Source organism: Streptomyces sp. NBC_01171, from assembly GCF_045039805.1.
Classification (GTDB): domain Bacteria; phylum Actinomycetota; class Actinomycetes; order Streptomycetales; family Streptomycetaceae; genus Streptomyces.
In genome coordinates, this window is the sequence record NZ_CP108609.1 from 3,816,029 (window position 1) to 3,832,232 (window position 16,204).

A 16,204-nucleotide genomic window follows, 5' to 3' on the forward strand; every position below is an offset into this window, starting at 1 on the left:
CCGGGTGGCGGCTGCTCTCAGCCCTGGGCCGCGATCTCGGCATCGGCGACGGCGATGGCGATGCCGAGTGCCGTGGCGATGTTGGCCGCTGCCGTCATGACGCGGGCCGTGCCCACGATGGGTGCGATGGCGACCAGGACGTCCTGCAGTTGTTCGGCGGTCACGCCGCTGTCGAGGGCGGGGTCGATATGGGCCGCGTAGGAGATCGGCGGGGCGTCGGAGGCGGCGAGTGCCGCGATGCGCGTGAGTATGAGCGCGTTCGTGGGCAGCCCGCAGCGCTCGAGCGAGTCGACGGTCATGGCGGTGAGGGTGTCCAGGACGGGGGTGTCGGATGCGGTGGACATGTCGCATGCCCTTCTGGTGAGTTCCGGGCCGGAGAGGATGGGAGGCGGAAAGCGCGGATACGCGGGCCCCTCCTCAACCGTAGAACCCATCCGGGCCCCGTGCATGGCGCCCCGACATGCGCGGTGAACCAGGGAAGACGAGATTGGAAGTAGCCCGACCGGCCGAAGGCGGCCGGTATCGGCAAGTGGCCGGCCGGTCTTCGCCCGGGATGGGAGACACCCATGAAGGACCTCAAGTTCGAGCAGAAGCGCTCGCTGTCACGCCTTGAGGCGGCTGACCAGCTCACGGCGCTCGCCGTCGCGCTACGGGAAGGCGGGGAGGCCGAGTTGGATTTCGGCTCCGGAACCCTGAGCCTGCGGATCCCCGACGACCTGCACAGCGAGATGGAGATCGAGATCGGCAACGGCGAGATCGAGCTGGAGATCGAGTTCAAGTGGCCGACCGCGCGGAAGCGGGCAGCGCCACCGCCGACGGCCGCGGCTGCGCAGGAGGCCGTCACGCGGAAGAGCGTGCCCGCGAAGCCGGGGCGCGGCGGCACGAGCGCCGGCCGAAGCAAGGGCGTGAAGCGGGCCGCTGCGAAGAAGTGACCCGAGCAAGCGCGAAGGCCCTTCCGTTCACCGAACGAAAGGGCCTTCGGCCAGGTGTTTCTCTGTGCCCCCGGCAGGATTCGAACCTGCGACACCCGCTTTAGGAGAGCGGTGCTCTATCCCCTGAGCTACGAAGGCGGGGTACGACGGCCACCGGGGTGGCTGCCCCTGACAGGGTAGCGGATCAGGGGTGGGGTGGTGGGCGAGCGGGGTTGCGGCCGGCCAAAGGGCCGGGCTCAGCCGCGACTTGGGCGGACCGGCCCCGCCGCTGCCGTCGTGCCCTTCGCCGCGTGGGTTCGCGTCACCCGTACCCGGTACTTTCCGTCCAGCCCCGCGCTCACCACGTGGATCGTGATGCCGGACGACGGGTCCTTGAAGGTTTCTCCGGGGGAGAAGGGGGCGTCGGAGAGTTCGGCGTGGACGTTGGGGCTGTGGGTGCAGCCGCCGGTGTCGCGGTGGGCGTCGTAGACGGTGATGGGGCCGCGGCCGGTGTCGACGGAGGCGTCGACCTTGTAGACGAGGATGCCGGGCTTGCAGACGGCCTCGTCGTTGCCGCCCTCCGTGCGGAGTTCCAGCGCGTACGCGGTGCGGTTGTCCAGCGGGACCATGACCAGCTTGCCGCCGGACTTCTGCGAGAGCGGGGAGAGGGTGTAGTCCGCGCTCCCCGCGGCCGTCGCACAGCTCACCTGGGACGCCGGGAGCCAGCCCAGCTTCCACTTGTGCCAGCCCAGCAGGTCGTTGTTGGCCCCCCAGTCCTCGCTCATGATGTCCCAGTGCCCGACCGAGCTGCCCCCCTCCTGCGTGTACAGGTCCGGCAGCCCGAAGGTGTGGCCGTTCTCGTGCGGCAGCACCCGGTACCCCGTCTCCGTGTAGGCGCCCGAGCCGTCGTCCTGGCGGGAGTAGACGAAGGAGGCGTTGGCGACCGCGGTGCCGTCGGCCACCGGGGCCTCGCCGTTGCCGGCGAAGGTCACCGAGAGGACCGTGTCCAGGGCGGAGGGGCCGGCGTTCGGGGTGACCAGCACGTTCAGCAGGTCGTACGAGCGGAAGTCCACGTCCGGGTCGGCGGCGGAGACGATGTCCCGCACCAGTTGCCGGTAGCCGGGGTCGAAGGGGGCGCCGCGCTCTATGCCGTAGTCCTTGAACGGCTTCGGCATCCGCAGCCAGGAGGTGATCGGGGTCTCGGCGCGGTAGTCGAGCCGGCCGTACGACGCCTTGGCGAACCATTCCTGGGTCTTCGGGAAGAACTCGTGGAAGCGGTCCATCGCCTTGCCCTCGCCGGGGGTGTCCGGGAAGTCGACCATCAGGGTCAGGGCGTGGACGGTGCCGGTGGAGCGGGAGTAGCCGACGGAAGTGGGGAAGCCCTCGGTCATCTGGACCTCGGACGCTCCCTGGATCATGCAGGGGGCCAGGGCTGCGGTGCGTATCAGCCCGGTCGGCCCGGCGGTGTTGCGCGCCGTGAGCTGCCCGGACCCGGCCGAGGTGCTGACCGCGAAGGTCAGCGCGGTCACCGAGGCGAAGGCGGCAACGCGGCGCCGGCGTATCCGGCGCGGGCGTATGGGGCGGCGGGGCGACTGCGGCTGCATGCACGGACCTCCCGCTCCACGGCAGCCCCCGTCACCTGGCTGCGCCCTTGGGCTCACCCTGGGTCGCCGGAGCCGGGGTCGCGCGCTGGGGGAGACCGATCGTGGGATTTCGTCAGGAGTGGGGGTGAATCGCCTACGGTTGAGGGTGGATCGACCGGCCGAGCGGGCATCAGCGGCCCCCTGACGCGCATGTGACCCAGGTCACATGCGGAGCGGGAAATAAGCGGGGAGGTCTTCCCCGTTTAGACCTGTGTCCGCGCGAAACGGGGAGCTTCTCCCCGGATCACCGGACGATCACCGTCCACTTGTCCCGACCCGTACCGATGGGGAGCCCGCCGTGTCCGCCGTGCGCACCGCACCCTCCGCCCGCAGGGCGTCGCCCCGGCCCCGTGCCGACGCGCTCCGCAACCGGGAGCGGATCATCACCGCCGCGCGGGAGATGCTCGTCGAGCACGGCCCTCAGGTGCCGCTGGACGAGATCGCCCGCCGCGCGGGCGTCGGCAACGCCACCCTGTACCGCAACTTTCCCGACCGGGACGCCCTGGTCCGGGAGGTCCTGTGCTCCGTCATGGACCGCACGGCCGAGGCCGCCAAGTGCGCCCTGGCCGAGACCGGCGACGCCTTCGCCGCGCTGGAGCGCTTCGCGCACGCCGCCGCCGAGGAACGGATCAGCGCGCTGTGCCCGATGGTCTCCAGCACCTTCGACCGCAACCACCCCGACCTGGAGGCGGCGCGGGAGCGGGTGGAGGGGCTGATCGCCGAGGTCATGGACCGCGCCAAGGCGGCCGGACAGCTCCGTACCGACGTCGGTGTCGGTGACCTGATGGTCGCCGCCGCCCAGCTCAGCCGGCCCCCGGCCGGTACCGCCTGTTTCGACGCCGACCGGTTCGTCCACCGCCATCTGCAACTCTTCCTCGACGGGCTGCGGGCCCCGGCCCGCTCCGTCCTGCCCGGTACGGCCGTGACCATGGAGGATCTCCGCCAGTCCTGACCCGACCGACCTGACCGACCGAGACCTACGACTCCGCCGGGCCCGCGCCCCGGAATCACCACCCTTAGCCACCCGGCCGCCAACGAGGGCGAGCCGGTGGGGCCCGCACGCCCTGTGCGCGTACGAGACGCCGTACGACCGTGCCCCGCATGTCCGATACGTCCGACCGAAGTCCCGAACGGGGTACCCCCATGTCCGAAACAGTCACCAAGCCGCCGGTGGCCGCCGCGCCCGGCGGCGACGCCAACCGCTGGAAGGCGCTCGTCTTCATCGCGCTGGCCCAGCTCATGGTCGTCCTCGACGCCACCATCGTGAACATCGCGCTGCCCTCCGCCCAGCAGGACCTCGGCATATCCGACGGCAACCGGCAGTGGGTCGTCACCGCCTACGCCCTCGCCTTCGGCGGTCTGCTGCTCTTCGGCGGCCGCATCGCCGACCTGTGGGGCCGCAAGCGCGCCTTCCTGCTCGGCCTCGCCGGCTTCGCCGCGGCCTCCGCGCTCGGCGGCGCCGCCACCACCGGCGGGATGATGTTCGGCGCCCGCGCCCTCCAGGGTGTCTTCGGCGCCCTGCTCGCCCCGGCCGCGCTGTCCCTGCTGGCCGTGATGTTCACCGACGCCAAGGAGCGCGCCAAGGCGTTCGGCATCTACGGCGCCATCGCGGGCGGCGGCGGTGCCGTCGGCCTGATCCTCGGCGGCTTCCTCACCGAGTACCTCGACTGGCGCTGGACCTTCTTCGTCAACGTGCCGTTCGCCATCGTCGCCGCGGCCGGTGCCTGGTTCGTGATCCGGGAGCCCGAGGGCGGCCGCAACCGCTCCCCGCTCGACATCCCCGGCGTGGTCCTCTCCACGCTCGGCCTGGTCTCCCTGGTGTACGGCTTCACCCGCGCCGAGACCGACGGCTGGAGCGACGCGGTCACCATCTCGATGTTCGTCGCCTCCGTGGTGCTGCTGCTGGCGTTCGTGCTGGTCGAGAAGCGGGTCAAGGCTCCGCTGCTGCCGCTGCGCGTGGTCGCCGACCGCAGCCGGGGCGGCATCTACCTGTCCCTCGGCCTCGCCATCATCGGCATGTTCGGCCTGTTCCTCTTCCTGACCTACTACCTCCAGGTCGTGAAGGGCTACTCCCCGGTCAAGACCGGCTTCGCGTTCCTGCCGATGGTCGCGGGCATGATCACCGGCTCGACCCAGATCGGCGCCCGCCTGATGATCCGGGTCCCGGCCCGGCTGCTGATGGGCCCCGGCTTCCTGCTCGCCGCGCTCGGCATGCTGCTGCTGACCCAGCTCGAGGTCGGCTCCTCCTACGCCGCCCTGCTGCTGCCCGCGATGGTGCTGCTCGGCCTCGGCATGGGTACGGCGTTCATGCCGGCGATGTCGCTGGCGACCCAGGGCGTCGAGCCCCGGGACGCGGGCGTCGCCTCCGCCATGGTCAACACCTCGCAGCAGGTCGGCGGCGCGATAGGCACCGCCCTGCTGAACACCATCGCCGCGTCCGCGACCACCTCGTACGTCAAGGACCACATCGCGTCCGCGACCGCGGTGCCGCAGCAGCAGTTGGTCAAGCTGCAGGGCATGGTGCACGGGTACAGCACGGCCATCTGGTTCGCCGTCGGCATCCTGGCGGTCGCCTCGCTGATCGCGTTCACCATGGTCAACGCCGGTAAGCCGGGCGCCACCAAGGTGGCCTCCGGTGACGGCGCCGAGGACGAGATCCCGGTGCCGGTGGTCGCCCACTAGCGCAGCGCATGAGCTGACTCAGCGGAGCCAGGGCAGGTCCGCACCCGCCTCGCTCGGCTGAAGGCCCTCGGCGACGATCTCCATGATCTCGCCGAGGGCCTTCTGCTGCGCCGGGCTCAGCCGGTCGAACAGCGCCTGCCGCACGGCGGTGACATGGCCGGGCGCGGTACGGCGCAGCACCTCGGCGCCCTCCTCGGTGAGCACCGCGAACTGACCGCGCTTGTCCGAGGGGCAGTCCTCGCGGCGCACCCAGCCGCTCTTCTCCAGCCGGGCGATCGCGTGCGAGAGCCGGGAGCGGGTGATCTTGGACTTCCGGGCCAGCTCGGTCATCCGCAGTCTGCGGCGCGGCGCCTCGGCGAGGCCGACGAGAAGGCCGTAGTAGATGTGCGGCATGCCCGCGTCGCGCTGGAGCTGCCGGTCGAGGTGGTCCTCCAGCAGCGTGGTCGCGTGCAGGTACGCCCGCCAGACGCGCTGCTCCTCGTCGGTGAGCCAGCGATGTCCGGGTGCCGGCGCCGTTGCCGGGGTGGATGCCGAGTTCATGTCTCCCACTGTACGAGCCACCTTCTTGAAACTTGAACAAGTCGGGCGTAATCTGACCGAGTAATGCTTGAGAGTTAAAGCAAAGCCTCGGCGTCTGGTGGCTGAGGCCCGCCTTGGGAGGAGCCGTCATGCACCACCCCGCCGAGCCGTCCGCTCCCGACCGCATGCCCGCCCTCTACCTCAGTCATGGCGCGCCGCCGCTCGCCGACGACCCCGTCTGGCCCGGCCAGCTCGCCGCCTGGGCCGCCGGACTCCCCCGTCCCAAGGCGATCCTGATGGTCTCCGCCCACTGGGAGGAGGCCCCCCTCGCCCTCGGCGCCACCCACACCGCCCCGCTGGTCTACGACTTCTGGGGCTTCCCCGAGCACTACTACCGCGTGCGCTACGACGCCCCCGGCGCCCCTGAACTGGCCGAATCCGTACGCAAGCTGCTGCGCGCCCCCGGCATGCCCGTCCAGGACATTCCCGACCGGGGTCTGGATCACGGCGCCTACGTCCCGCTGGTCGAGATGTTCCCCGAGGCCGACGTCCCGGTCCTCCAGGTCTCCCTGCCCACCCTCGACCCGGCCCGGCTGATGGACCTCGGCCGCAGGCTCGCGCCGCTGCGTGACGAGGGTGTGCTGATCGTCGGCTCCGGCTTCTTCACCCACAACCTGGCCGCGCTCCGGCACCGCGAGGGCGTGCCGGGCTGGTCCGCCGAGTTCGACGACTGGGGCCGGGCCGCGCTGGACGCCGGCGACTGGGACGCGCTGCTGGACTTCGAGACCAAGGCCCCGGCCGGGAGACTGGCCCACCCCCGGACCGAACATTTCGCGCCACTGTTCGTCACGCTCGGCGCGGCCGGCGCGGACGCGCACAAGTCGGTGATCGACGGCTTCTGGATGGGGCTGGCCAAGCGGTCCGTGCAGTTCGGCTGAAACCGCGCCGGTGACTCAGCCGGACTTCAGTTCCTTCTGGTACCAGGCCACGTCCCAGTAGCGGCCGAACTTGCGGCCGACCTCGCCGAAGGTGCCCAGGTGCCGGAAGCCGAAGCGCTCGTGCAGCTTGACCGACGCCTGGTTCGGCTGGGTGATGCCGGCGAAGGCGCGGTGCACGTCCTCCTCGGCCAGTGCGGCGAAGAGGGCGTCGTAGAGCAGGGTGCCCACTCCCCGGCCGGTCGCGTCCGGGGTCAGGTACACCGAGGTCTCCACCGAGGGGGCGTACGCGGCCTTGGGGCGGTGGGGGCCCGAGGTGGCGTAGCCGAGGACGCGACGGGAATCCGTGTCCGTGGCAACCAGGAGGCGGTGCGGGCCGTCTTCCGGGTGGGAGAGCAGCCACGGGCGGCGCTCCTCGGGGGTGAAGGGGGCCAGGTCGAATGTGATGGCCGTCTCAGTCACATAGTGGTTGTACAGCGCGGTCAGAGCGTCGAGATCGGCCTCCGTTCCGGGCCTGACCTGCACTTCCGTACCGCTCGGGACCATGCGACCTCCCTCTGTGGGCCGACAGGGTACTGCATGATCAGAAAAATTGAGGGGTGGGTTGGGAATTCTGTCCGGATTCCAGTCGTTGTTTCCCACGGATGCAGGGCACCCGAGGAGAGTCCCGAGGGAGGGTCCGGAGTGCCGAGCGTTCGCCAGGACCACCTGCCAGCCACCACCGCAAGGGAGCACGCATGGCAACCCGCGCCGTCGCCCGTCGTAAGTCCGCCAATGGGGGCACCTCCCAGGCTCCGGGCTCTGGGGGACAGACGGCAGACTCGGCAAGCAGCGTCCGCGTGCGCGGCGGCGAGATCGCCGACCGCGACCTGGTCGGCATGTACCTCGACGAGATCGCGCGTACGCCCCTGCTCGACGCCGCCAAGGAGGTCGAGCTGTCCCAGACGATCGAGGCCGGCGTCTTCGCGCGCCAGGTCCTCGACGGCCAGGAGGAGACCGGCGCCGAGGCGTCCCGCGAGGAGCTTGAGGCGCTGTTCGAGGCGGGCGAGCGGGCCAAGGACGTCTTCATCCGCTCCAACCTCCGCCTGGTCGTGGCCGTAGCCCGGCGCTACCCGCGCAGCGGCCTGCCCCTGCTCGACCTCATCCAGGAGGGGAACGCGGGCCTGGTGCGCGCGGTCGAGAAGTTCGACTACCGCAAGGGCTTCAAGTTCTCCACGTACGCGACCTGGTGGATTCGCCAGGCCATCACCCGCTCGATCGCCGACCAGTCCCGCACCATCCGGCTCCCCGTCCACCTGGTGGAGGAGCTGGGCCGTATCCGCCGGGTGCAGCGCGAGTTCAACCGGGAGCACGGCCGGGACCCTGAGCCCGCGGAGATCGCCGCCGAGCTGGGCTCCACGCCGGAGCGCGTCACGGACGTGCTCGACTGGTCCCGTGACCCGGTCTCGCTGAACATGTCGGTGGACGACGAGGGCGAGACCCAGTTCGGCGACCTGCTGGAGGACACCTCCGCGGTATCCCCCGAGCAGTCGGTGCTCAGCCTGCTGCGCCGCGAGGAGCTGGACGACCTGATCGGCCGCCTCGACGAGCGCACCGCGTCGATCATCAAGATGCGGTACGGCATCGAGGACGGCCGCGAGCGGACCCTCACCGAGGTCGGCAAGGAGCACGGGCTGACCCGTGAGCGCATCCGGCAGATAGAGAAGCACGCCCTGCTGGAGCTGAAGAAGCTGGCCCACGACACGGGGTTCGACGCGGCGGCGTAGGACCCCGGGGGGCGTCGTGGCGGAATGCGGTGCCAACATGGCGCGGTCCCGTCGCTTCAACGCCTCCGGGCGCGGGAACAACCCTTGCGGGCACCGGAGTCCAGACTCCGGGGGCCGCACTCCCACCGAGTACCGCGCGGCGTCCCCACCGCCCCGCACGCCCGCCCTCCGGGGCGGGCCCCACGGACCAGTTCCGACGCCATCCCCCCCCCGGCGTCGGGACTTCCCGGCCGGGCTCCGGCGCCACCCCCCCGGCGCCGGGGCCCGGCTTTTTTCTGCCTGGGGGAGAGTTTCTGCCTGCGGGAGCGCCGGGTGTGGGCGTGGGGCAGCGGGCCACCCCGCACCTGAACCACGGGGTGACCCGCCGAATGGCAGATTCTGCCACAGGGGCATAGCCTGCCGAGGTGAGCACCCCCCGTACCACCCGTAACACCGGCAACACCGGCACCACCGCCCGAAGGCGCTCGTACCCGGCCTCTCCGGCGGCTTCCCTGACCGAGCGCCGCAAGGCCGAGACCCGCATGGAGATCGCCCGCGCCGCCGCGACCCTCTTCGTCCGGCAGGGCCTGCGGACCACCCGCGCCGAGGACATCGCGCACGCGGCGGGCATCGCACCACGCACCTTCTACCGCTACTTCGCCTCCAAGGAGGAGGCGGTGGCCCCGCTGTACGCGGCCGGCGCCCAGCTCTGGACCGAGGCCGTCCGCGCCGCCCCGGCCCACCTCACCCTCCCCGAGGCCCTCCGGCACGCCGTCGACCGCACCCTCGCCCCCGGCGTCGGTGTCTCCGCGTCCGCCTGGGAATGGGCCCGCACCCTGATCCGCATGGCCCACACCAGCCCGGCCCTCGGCAAGGTCTGGGCGGAGGTCTGCCAGGCGTCGGAGACGGAACTCGCGGAGGCGCTGGCCGCGCGGCTGGCGCCCGCCGAGGACGACGCCGACAACGTTGCCGAGGCGGCCACCCCGCACCTCCGCTTCGCCGCCGCCGTCGCGGGCGCTGCCGTACGGGTCGCCGTGGAGACCTGGGCCCTCACCGAGGCCCCGCCCACCGGCCCGGCGGGCCCCGCCGCCCTGGCCCTCGGCAACCTGGTGGCCCTGGGCGACTTCGCGTGGGAGTCCCCTCAGGGCTGAGGGGCGGGCGGGCCCCCGGCACGGAGCAGCCGTGACCCCAACTCCCGTGCCGCCACGGCCAGTACGTCCGGACTCCGCACGGTGAACTCGTGCCCCGTCATCGCCAGCCGGACCGCCAGCCACTCCACCGGGTCGCCGGTCGTGCCGTGCAGGAGGCAGTGATCCGGGCCGTCCGGTTCGGGGGCGCCGAACCAGTGCGGGACACGGGCGGCGACCTGGTCGGCGGGGGCCGCGAAGTGGACGGTGAACTCCCAGGTCTCGTTGCGCCGTTGGATCGAGCGGCGCAGGTATTCCGCCGCGTCGCCGGAGGGCAGTTCGCGCGGGGTGAAGCGGGCGCCGGTGGCGAACGGGTCGCTGACCCGGTCCACGCGGAAGGTGCGCCAGTCCTCGCGGTCGAGGTCGTAGGCGACGAGGTACCAGCGCCGCCCGGTGGACACCAGGCGGTGCGGCTCGGTCAGCCGGCGCGAGTCGCTGCCGTCCCCGGCGCGGTAGGCGAAGCGGAGCCGTTCGTGACCGGCGATCGTGGACGCCATCACGGTCAGCGTCTCCGGGGCGATGGTCGGGCCGTCGCCGCTGGTCAGCGGGGTGGTCGCGGCCTGGAGGGTGGCCACCTGGCGGCGCAGCCGGGCCGGGAGCACCTGCTCCAGCTTGGCCAGCGCCCGTACCGACGCCTCGTCCACCCCCTCCACCGCGTGCCCGGCACCCGCGCGCAGCCCGACCGCGATGGCTACGGCCTCCTCGTCGTCCAGCACCAGCGGCGGCATCGCCTTCCCCGCGACCAGCCGGTACCCGCCCTCCGCGCCCTTGCTGGCCTGCACCGGATAGCCCAGCTCGCGCAGCCGGTCGATGTCGCGCCGGACCGTACGGCGGGAGACCCCGAGCCGGCCGGCCAGCTCGCCGCCGGGCCATTCGCGCGGGGTCTGGAGGAGGGACAGGAGCGTCAGCAGCCGAGCCGGGGTGTCCGTCGTCATGCGTCCGAGCATGCCGCACATCTAGGACACGTTCTGACCTACTGGGTCACTAGCGTGGCGTACATGACCTCAACGGAACAGACCTCCGGCGCGGACCGGCGCCGCTGGATCGCGCTCGCCATCGTGATGACCGCGGCCTTCATGGACCTCGTCGACGTGACGATCGTGAACATAGCCATCCCCTCCATCCAGCGGGACGAGGGCGCCTCGTTCAGCCAGATCCAGTGGATCACCGCGGGGTACGCGCTGGCGTTCGCGGCCGGTCTGATCACCGGCGGGCGGCTCGGCGACATCCACGGCCGCAGGCGGCTGTTCCTGCTCGGCGTCGGCGGCTTCACCCTCGCCTCGGCGCTGTGCGGCTTCGCCGTCGACCCGGCGATGCTGGTCACGGCCCGCATCCTCCAGGGCGGCATGGCCGCGATGATGGTCCCGCAGGTGCTCTCCATCGTGCACGCCACCTTCCCCGCCCACGAACGCGGCAAGGTCTTCGGCCTGTTCGGCGGGGTCGTCGGCCTCGGCGCGGTCTCTGGCCCGCTGCTCGGCGCCCTGCTGACGGAGTGGAACCTGTTCGGCCTTCAGTGGCGGCCCATCTTCCTCATCAACCTCCCCGTCGGCATCGCCGCCGTCCTGCTCGGCCGCCGCTACATCACCGAGTCCCGCGCACCCCGCGCCCTCAAGCTGGACCTCGTCGGCGTCGCCCTGGTGACCCTGGGCCTGCTGATGCTGCTCTACCCGCTCACCCGGGGCCGCGAGCTGGGCTGGCCGCTCTGGGGCCACCTGCTGATGGCGGGCTCGCTCCCCGTCTTCGCCGCGCTGGTCGCGTACGAACGGCGCAAGGCGGCCCGCGACGGCTCCCCGCTGGTCGAGCTGTCCCTGTTCCGGGTACGCAGCTTCGCCGCCGGGATCGCCGTGCAGACCGTGTTCGGGGTCGCGCTCGGTGTCTTCTTCCTGGTCTGGACGCTGTACATGCAGATCGGCCTCGGCTGGAGCGCGCTGCGCGCCGGGCTGACGGGGGTGCCCTTCTCCCTCGCGGTGTCGACGGCCGCCGCGCTGTCGGTGCAGTTCCTCGTGCCGCGCTTCGGCCGCAAGGTGCTCCAGGCCGGCGCCCTGACGATGGGGCTCGGCGTGCTCCTCTACATCTGGGAGTCCGACCGGTACGGACTGGCCATCGCCTCCTGGCAGATGGCGCTTCCGCTGGTCGTGATGGGCGTCGGCATGGGCCTGATCGTGGCCCCGCTGACCGACGCGGTGCTCTCCGAGGTGCCGCGCGAGCACGCCGGATCGGCCTCCGGCCTGATCAACACCGTGCAGCAGATGGGCAACGCGCTCGGCCTCGGCCTGGTGTCCGTCGTCTTCTTCGGGCAGATCGCGGACCGGCTCCCCCGGGCGCAGGTCGGCCCGGCCTTCGTCGGCGCCTTCCAGCACGCGCTGTGGTGGGTGGCCGGGGTGATGGGCGTGATCTTCCTGCTGATGTCGGCGCTGCCGAAGCGGCCCGCGCAGCATGTGGAGGGTGAGGGCGCGGGGGAGCCGGTGGAGGAGCGGGAGCTGCTGAAGGTCTGAGAGTGTCCGGGTCCGCCTGCTGAAGTTCCGTTCATGTCCGAATGAAGCCCGAGCCCGTTTACTTTCCGGAAACTCGGGCGTAGCCTCGCAGTGAAACCACACGTTCGGGCATGAGCCGGGACGGTGGGCCGAGGTTCGGAGGCAGGCGGACATGTACGCACCGGAGCGTCAGCAGGAGATCCTCCGGCTCGCCCGTGACGGCGGCCGGGTGGACGTGCTGTCGCTGGCCGAGGTGTTCCAGGTGACGGCGGAGACCATCCGCCGTGACCTGAAGGCCCTCGACCGCGCGGGCCTGGTCCGCCGGGTGCACGGCGGCGCCATCCCGGCCGGCCGCCTCGACTTCGAGCCCGACCTCAGCGAGCGCGAGTCCACCGCCGCCGACGAGAAGGACCGCATCGCCAAGGCGGCCCTCGCCGAACTCCCGGTCGACGGCACGGTCATCCTCGACGCGGGCACCACCGTGGCCCGGCTGGCCGCCGCGATCCCGCTGGAGGCGACGCTCACCGCCGTCACCCACAGCCTGCCGATCGCCGCCCGCCTCGCCGACCACCCCGGGCTCCAGCTCCACCTGGTCGGCGGCCGCGTCCGCAACCGCACCCGCGCCGCCGTCGACGCCTGGGCCCTGCGCGCCTACGGCGAGATCCGCGCCGACGTGGCCTTCGTCGCCGCCAACGGCTTCTCCGCCGAGCACGGTCTGACCACCCCCGACCTCGCCGAGGCCGCCGTCAAGCGCGCGGCCGTCGCCGCCGCCCGCCGGGTCGTCCTGCTCGCGGACTCCGCCAAGCACGGCCAGGAGCACTTCGCCCGCTTCGGCGACCTGAGCGACGTGGACCTGCTGATCACCGACAGCGGGCTCAGCCCCGAAGACGCGGCCGTCATCGAGCGCGGCGGCACGGAAGTAGTACGCGCATGATCCTCACCGTCACCCCCAACCCGTCCCTGGACCGCACCTACGAGGTCCCCGTCCTGGAGCGCGGCGAGGTCATCCGCGCCTCCGGCGAGCGCATGGACCCCGGCGGCAAGGGCGTGAACGTCTCCCGCGCGGTCGCCGCAGCGGGCCGGCGCACCCTCGCCGTCCTGCCGCTCGGCGGCGCGCCCGGCGCCCTGATCGCCGAGCTGCTCGACGCCCAGGGCATCGAGGTCGCGCCCGTGCCGGTCGCCGGGGCCACTCGGTCCAACATCGCGCTCGCGGAGGCGGACGGCGTCCTGACGAAGATCAACGCACCGGGCCCGGAACTGACCGCCGCCGAGGAGGAGTCACTCCTCGGCGCCGTGCGCACGCACTCGGCCGACGCCGACTGGATCGCCTGCTGCGGCAGCCTCCCGCTGGGCCTCGCCCCGTCCTGGTACGCCGATGTCGTCACCCGCGCCCACTCCGGCGGCGCCCGCATCGCCCTGGACACCTCGGGACCGGCTCTGCTGGAGGCGCTGCGGGCCCGGCCCGACGTGGTCAAGCCCAACGCCGAGGAACTGTCCGCCGCCGTCGGCCGCCCGCTGTCCACCGTGGGCGACGCGGTGAAGGCCGCCGAGGAGCTGCGGGCGATGGGCGCCCGCGCGGTCCTGGCCAGCCTTGGCGCCGACGGCCAACTACTGGTCGACGGCGAGGGCGCCTGGTTCGGCACCGCCCGCGTGGCCGCCGTCCGCAGCAACGTCGGCGCGGGGGACTCCTCCCTCGCCGGGTTCCTGATCGCCGGGGGCAGCGGGCCCGAGGCCCTCGCCTCCGCCGTGGCGCACGGCGCGGCCGCGGTGCAGTTGCCGGGCAGCGTGATGCCGACGCCGGCCGATCTGGATCCCGCCTCGGTCACGGTCACGGCGGACGTTCCGGTCGACCGGGTGCTGACGGAGCCGGTGTCATGAACGGCCCGTACCGACGGCCCGCCGCCGCCCCCTGTTCCCACCCCCACGTCCCCATTCACGGTGCGCCCACCCCACACAGCAGGGCGATACGCGAGCAAAGGAGCCCGCGATGAGCGAGATGATCACCGCGGACCTGGTCGACCTCGACCTGTCCGCCGAGAGCAAGGAAGCGGCGGCACGTGCCCTCGCCGAGCGCATGGTGGCCAAGGGGCGGGTGACCGACCTGGACGGCTTCCTCGCCGACGTGGCCGCCCGCGAGGCCCAGATGCCGACCGGTCTCGACGGCGGCATCGGCATCCCGCACTGCCGCAGCGAGCACGTCACCGAGCCGACGCTCGCCTTCGGACGCAGCGCCGCAGGGATCGACTTCGGCGCGGCGGACGGCCCGGCCGACCTGATCTTCCTGATCGCGGCCCCGGCCGGGGCGGACGACGCCCACCTCACGATCCTCTCCTCGCTGGCCCGGCAGCTCATGAACTCCGAGTTCACGGATGCGCTGCGGGCCGTCTCCGACGCGGAGACGGCGGCGGCGCTGGTGCGGGGGGACGTGACTCCGGCTGAGGCTGCCGAGGGTGCGGCCGCCGCAGGTGCCTCCGCCGGGGATGCCTCTGCCGCGGAGGCCACAGACACCGCCACGGCGCCGGCGGCGGCCTCCGCCGGCGCCGCGGCGGGCAGTACGACCACGGAGACACCCGAGGCCGGGGCCCCGGAAGAGCGCCCGTTCCGCATCGTCGCCGTCACCTCCTGCCCGACCGGCATCGCCCACACGTACATGGCGGCCGAGTCGCTGGAGAACGCCGGCCGGGAGGCGGGCGTCGAGGTGACTGTCGAGACGCAGGGCTCGGCCGGCTTCACGCGGCTCGACCCGGCGGTGATCGCGGCGGCGGACGGCGTGGTCTTCGCCCACGACGTGCCGGTGCGCGACAAGGACCGCTTCGCCGGCAAGCCCACGGTGGACGTCGGTGTGAAGGCGGGCATCAACCGCCCCGCCGAACTCATCTCCGAGGTCCGTGCCAAGGCGGAACGCGGCGAGAAGACCGCCCCCGCCGGTGCCACCGGCACCCCCGTGGACCGCGCGGGCGACTCCACCGAGGGCTACGGCACCAAGCTCCGCAAGTGGCTGATGTCCGGCGTCAGTTACATGGTTCCCTTCGTCGCGGCGGGCGGTCTGCTCATCGCTCTGGGCTTCGCCATCGGCGGCTGGACGGTGAACAAGGCGCCCTCCGTCATGGACCACTTCGTGTGGACCCAGTCCGACAGTTGGGGCGCGCTGCTGTTCCAGATCGGCGGCATGGCGTTCAACTTCCTGGTCCCGGTGCTCGCCGGGTACATCGCCTACGGCATGGCCGACCGGCCCGGCCTCGTGCCCGGCTTCGTCGGCGGCGCGATCTCGCTCAGCATCAACGCGGGCTTCCTCGGCGGCCTGGCGGCCGGTCTGATCGCCGGTGGCGTGGTGCTGGCGATCCAGCGGGTGCGGATACCGGCGGCCATGCGCGGCATCATGCCGGTGGTGGTGATCCCGCTGATCTCCTCGGCGGTCGTCGGCTTCCTGATGTTCGTGGTGATCGGCAAGCCCATCGCCGCCGCCCAGAAGGGCATGACCGACTGGCTGAACGGCCTCACCGGCACCAACGCCGTCCTGCTCGGCGCCCTCCTCGGCCTGATGATGTGCTTCGACCTGGGCGGCCCGGTCAACAAGGTGGCCTACACCTTCGCCACCGCCGGTATCGCCGTCGCCAGCCCCAGTGACTCCGCGATGAAGATCATGGCGGCCGTGATGGCCGCCGGCATGGTCCCGCCGCTGGCGATGGCCCTGGCCACGACCGTGCGCGGCAAGCTCTTCACCCCGGCCGAGCGCGAGAACGGCAAGGCCGCCTGGGTGCTGGGCGCCTCCTTCATCTCCGAGGGCGCGATCCCGTTCGCCGCGGCCGACCCGCTCAGGGTCATCCCGTCCGCGATGGTCGGCGGCGCGGTCACCGGTTCCCTGTCGATGATGTTCGACGCCACGCTGCGCGCCCCGCACGGCGGCATCTTCGTGGTCCCGTTGATCGGCAACCCGCTCTTCTACCTCGTCGCCATCGCCGCGGGCGTCTGCGTCAGCACCGCCCTGGTGGTCCTGCTCAAGGGCATGCGCAAGCCGGCCCAGGGCACCCCGGCCGCCGGTGCGGCGGAGGGCGCGGCGACGGGGGAGAAGGGGAGCAAGCAGCCGGTCGCCGCCTGAGTACCCCCC

At 72.3% G+C, this 16,204-nt stretch carries 15 protein-coding genes and 1 tRNA gene; 10 read left to right on the plus strand and 6 right to left on the minus strand.

Features of this window, described 5'->3' with window-relative positions; translation table 11 throughout:
• Positions 1-17 precede the first annotated feature (17 nt).
• A complete protein-coding gene (locus OG448_RS17745; RefSeq protein ID WP_405554993.1) occupies positions 18-344 on the minus strand; it encodes a carboxymuconolactone decarboxylase family protein in 327 nt (108 codons plus the stop codon).
• A 222-nt stretch (positions 345-566) separates the two neighbouring features.
• Here OG448_RS17745 and OG448_RS17750 point away from each other — a divergent pair, with 222 nt between their 5' ends.
• Positions 567-932, plus strand: coding sequence for an amphi-Trp domain-containing protein (locus OG448_RS17750; protein ID WP_405554995.1), 366 nt, complete (start codon positions 567-569; stop codon positions 930-932).
• Positions 933-997: 65 nt separating this feature from the next.
• Here the strand turns inward: OG448_RS17750 and OG448_RS17755 are convergent.
• Positions 998-1,070 (minus strand) — tRNA-Arg (locus OG448_RS17755).
• A 98-nt stretch (positions 1,071-1,168) separates the two neighbouring features.
• Positions 1,169-2,515 (minus strand): M6 family metalloprotease domain-containing protein, encoded by a 1,347-nt coding sequence (locus OG448_RS17760; protein ID WP_405554997.1) that lies wholly within the window; start codon positions 2,513-2,515, stop codon positions 1,169-1,171.
• 346 nt (positions 2,516-2,861) lie between these two features.
• Here OG448_RS17760 and OG448_RS17765 point away from each other — a divergent pair, with 346 nt between their 5' ends.
• Both OG448_RS17765 and OG448_RS17770 read left to right on the plus strand, forming a co-directional pair.
• On the plus strand, positions 2,862-3,506 hold the full coding sequence (locus OG448_RS17765) for a TetR family transcriptional regulator (protein WP_391299550.1): 645 nt from the start codon (positions 2,862-2,864) through the stop codon (positions 3,504-3,506).
• Between the two features lie 191 nt (positions 3,507-3,697).
• The gene (locus tag OG448_RS17770; protein WP_405554998.1) at positions 3,698-5,236 is read left to right on the plus strand and encodes an MFS transporter; all 1,539 of its coding nucleotides are present in this window, start codon (positions 3,698-3,700) and stop codon (positions 5,234-5,236) included.
• A gap of 18 nt (positions 5,237-5,254) precedes the next feature.
• Here OG448_RS17770 and OG448_RS17775 read toward each other — a convergent pair whose 3' ends face one another.
• Positions 5,255-5,776 (minus strand): MarR family winged helix-turn-helix transcriptional regulator, encoded by a 522-nt coding sequence (locus OG448_RS17775; RefSeq protein ID WP_405555000.1) that lies wholly within the window; start codon positions 5,774-5,776, stop codon positions 5,255-5,257.
• Between the two features lie 128 nt (positions 5,777-5,904).
• On the opposite strand from OG448_RS17775, the gene OG448_RS17780 reads away from it, so the two are divergent.
• Positions 5,905-6,693 (plus strand): dioxygenase, encoded by a 789-nt coding sequence (locus OG448_RS17780; protein ID WP_405555002.1) that lies wholly within the window; start codon positions 5,905-5,907, stop codon positions 6,691-6,693.
• Positions 6,694-6,708: 15 nt separating this feature from the next.
• On the opposite strand, the gene OG448_RS17785 is transcribed toward OG448_RS17780, so the two are convergent.
• Positions 6,709-7,236, minus strand: a complete 528-nt coding sequence (locus OG448_RS17785) for a GNAT family N-acetyltransferase (RefSeq protein ID WP_405555004.1) — start codon at positions 7,234-7,236, stop codon at positions 6,709-6,711.
• Between the two features lie 191 nt (positions 7,237-7,427).
• Between OG448_RS17785 and OG448_RS17790 the strand changes: the two genes are divergently transcribed.
• A complete protein-coding gene (locus OG448_RS17790; protein ID WP_405555005.1) occupies positions 7,428-8,456 on the plus strand; it encodes an RNA polymerase sigma factor RpoD/SigA in 1,029 nt (342 codons plus the stop codon).
• 521 nt (positions 8,457-8,977) lie between these two features.
• Positions 8,978-9,586 (plus strand): TetR/AcrR family transcriptional regulator, encoded by a 609-nt coding sequence (locus OG448_RS17795; protein ID WP_405558841.1) that lies wholly within the window; start codon positions 8,978-8,980, stop codon positions 9,584-9,586.
• On the opposite strand, the gene OG448_RS17800 is transcribed toward OG448_RS17795, so the two are convergent.
• On the minus strand, positions 9,577-10,557 hold the full coding sequence (locus tag OG448_RS17800; protein WP_405555007.1) for a helix-turn-helix transcriptional regulator: 981 nt from the start codon (positions 10,555-10,557) through the stop codon (positions 9,577-9,579). The two genes, OG448_RS17795 and OG448_RS17800, sit on opposite strands and share 10 nt — an antisense overlap.
• A 63-nt stretch (positions 10,558-10,620) precedes the next feature.
• Between OG448_RS17800 and OG448_RS17805 the strand changes: the two genes are divergently transcribed.
• The 4 genes from OG448_RS17805 to OG448_RS17820 all read left to right on the plus strand — a co-directional run bounded on the left by OG448_RS17805 (position 10,621) and on the right by OG448_RS17820 (position 16,195).
• Entirely contained in the window at positions 10,621-12,117 is a 1,497-nt protein-coding gene (locus tag OG448_RS17805) for an MFS transporter (protein WP_405555008.1), read from the plus strand.
• A gap of 151 nt (positions 12,118-12,268) precedes the next feature.
• Complete coding sequence (locus tag OG448_RS17810) at positions 12,269-13,030, plus strand: DeoR/GlpR family DNA-binding transcription regulator (protein WP_135787710.1); 762 nt, start codon at positions 12,269-12,271, stop codon at positions 13,028-13,030.
• A complete protein-coding gene (pfkB, locus tag OG448_RS17815) occupies positions 13,027-13,974 on the plus strand; it encodes a 1-phosphofructokinase (RefSeq protein ID WP_405555010.1) in 948 nt (315 codons plus the stop codon). Before OG448_RS17810 ends, pfkB begins: the two co-directional genes overlap by 4 nt.
• 109 nt (positions 13,975-14,083) lie before the next feature.
• The gene (locus tag OG448_RS17820) at positions 14,084-16,195 is read left to right on the plus strand and encodes a fructose-specific PTS transporter subunit EIIC (RefSeq protein ID WP_405555012.1); all 2,112 of its coding nucleotides are present in this window, start codon (positions 14,084-14,086) and stop codon (positions 16,193-16,195) included.
• The last annotated feature ends 9 nt before the right edge of the window (positions 16,196-16,204 follow it).

Excerpts from the sequence above, each read along its gene's own strand:
- OG448_RS17760 (WP_405554997.1), bottom strand. The coding sequence starts at position 2,515 with ATGCAGCCGCAGTCGCCCCGCCGCCCCATACGCCCGCGCCGGATACGC.
- OG448_RS17770 (WP_405554998.1), top strand. The coding sequence starts at position 3,698 with ATGTCCGAAACAGTCACCAAGCCGCCGGTGGCCGCCGCGCCCGGCGGC.
- OG448_RS17750 (WP_405554995.1), top strand. The coding sequence starts at position 567 with ATGAAGGACCTCAAGTTCGAGCAGAAGCGCTCGCTGTCACGCCTTGAG.
- OG448_RS17790 (WP_405555005.1), top strand. The coding sequence starts at position 7,428 with ATGGCAACCCGCGCCGTCGCCCGTCGTAAGTCCGCCAATGGGGGCACC.
- pfkB (WP_405555010.1), top strand. The coding sequence starts at position 13,027 with ATGATCCTCACCGTCACCCCCAACCCGTCCCTGGACCGCACCTACGAG.
- OG448_RS17745 (WP_405554993.1), bottom strand. The coding sequence starts at position 344 with ATGTCCACCGCATCCGACACCCCCGTCCTGGACACCCTCACCGCCATG.
- OG448_RS17780 (WP_405555002.1), top strand. The coding sequence starts at position 5,905 with ATGCACCACCCCGCCGAGCCGTCCGCTCCCGACCGCATGCCCGCCCTC.
- OG448_RS17795 (WP_405558841.1), top strand. The coding sequence starts at position 8,978 with ATGGAGATCGCCCGCGCCGCCGCGACCCTCTTCGTCCGGCAGGGCCTG.
- OG448_RS17775 (WP_405555000.1), bottom strand. The coding sequence starts at position 5,776 with ATGAACTCGGCATCCACCCCGGCAACGGCGCCGGCACCCGGACATCGC.
- OG448_RS17820 (WP_405555012.1), top strand. The coding sequence starts at position 14,084 with ATGAGCGAGATGATCACCGCGGACCTGGTCGACCTCGACCTGTCCGCC.
- OG448_RS17800 (WP_405555007.1), bottom strand. The coding sequence starts at position 10,557 with ATGACGACGGACACCCCGGCTCGGCTGCTGACGCTCCTGTCCCTCCTC.
- OG448_RS17785 (WP_405555004.1), bottom strand. The coding sequence starts at position 7,236 with ATGGTCCCGAGCGGTACGGAAGTGCAGGTCAGGCCCGGAACGGAGGCC.
- OG448_RS17810 (WP_135787710.1), top strand. The coding sequence starts at position 12,269 with ATGTACGCACCGGAGCGTCAGCAGGAGATCCTCCGGCTCGCCCGTGAC.
- OG448_RS17805 (WP_405555008.1), top strand. The coding sequence starts at position 10,621 with ATGACCTCAACGGAACAGACCTCCGGCGCGGACCGGCGCCGCTGGATC.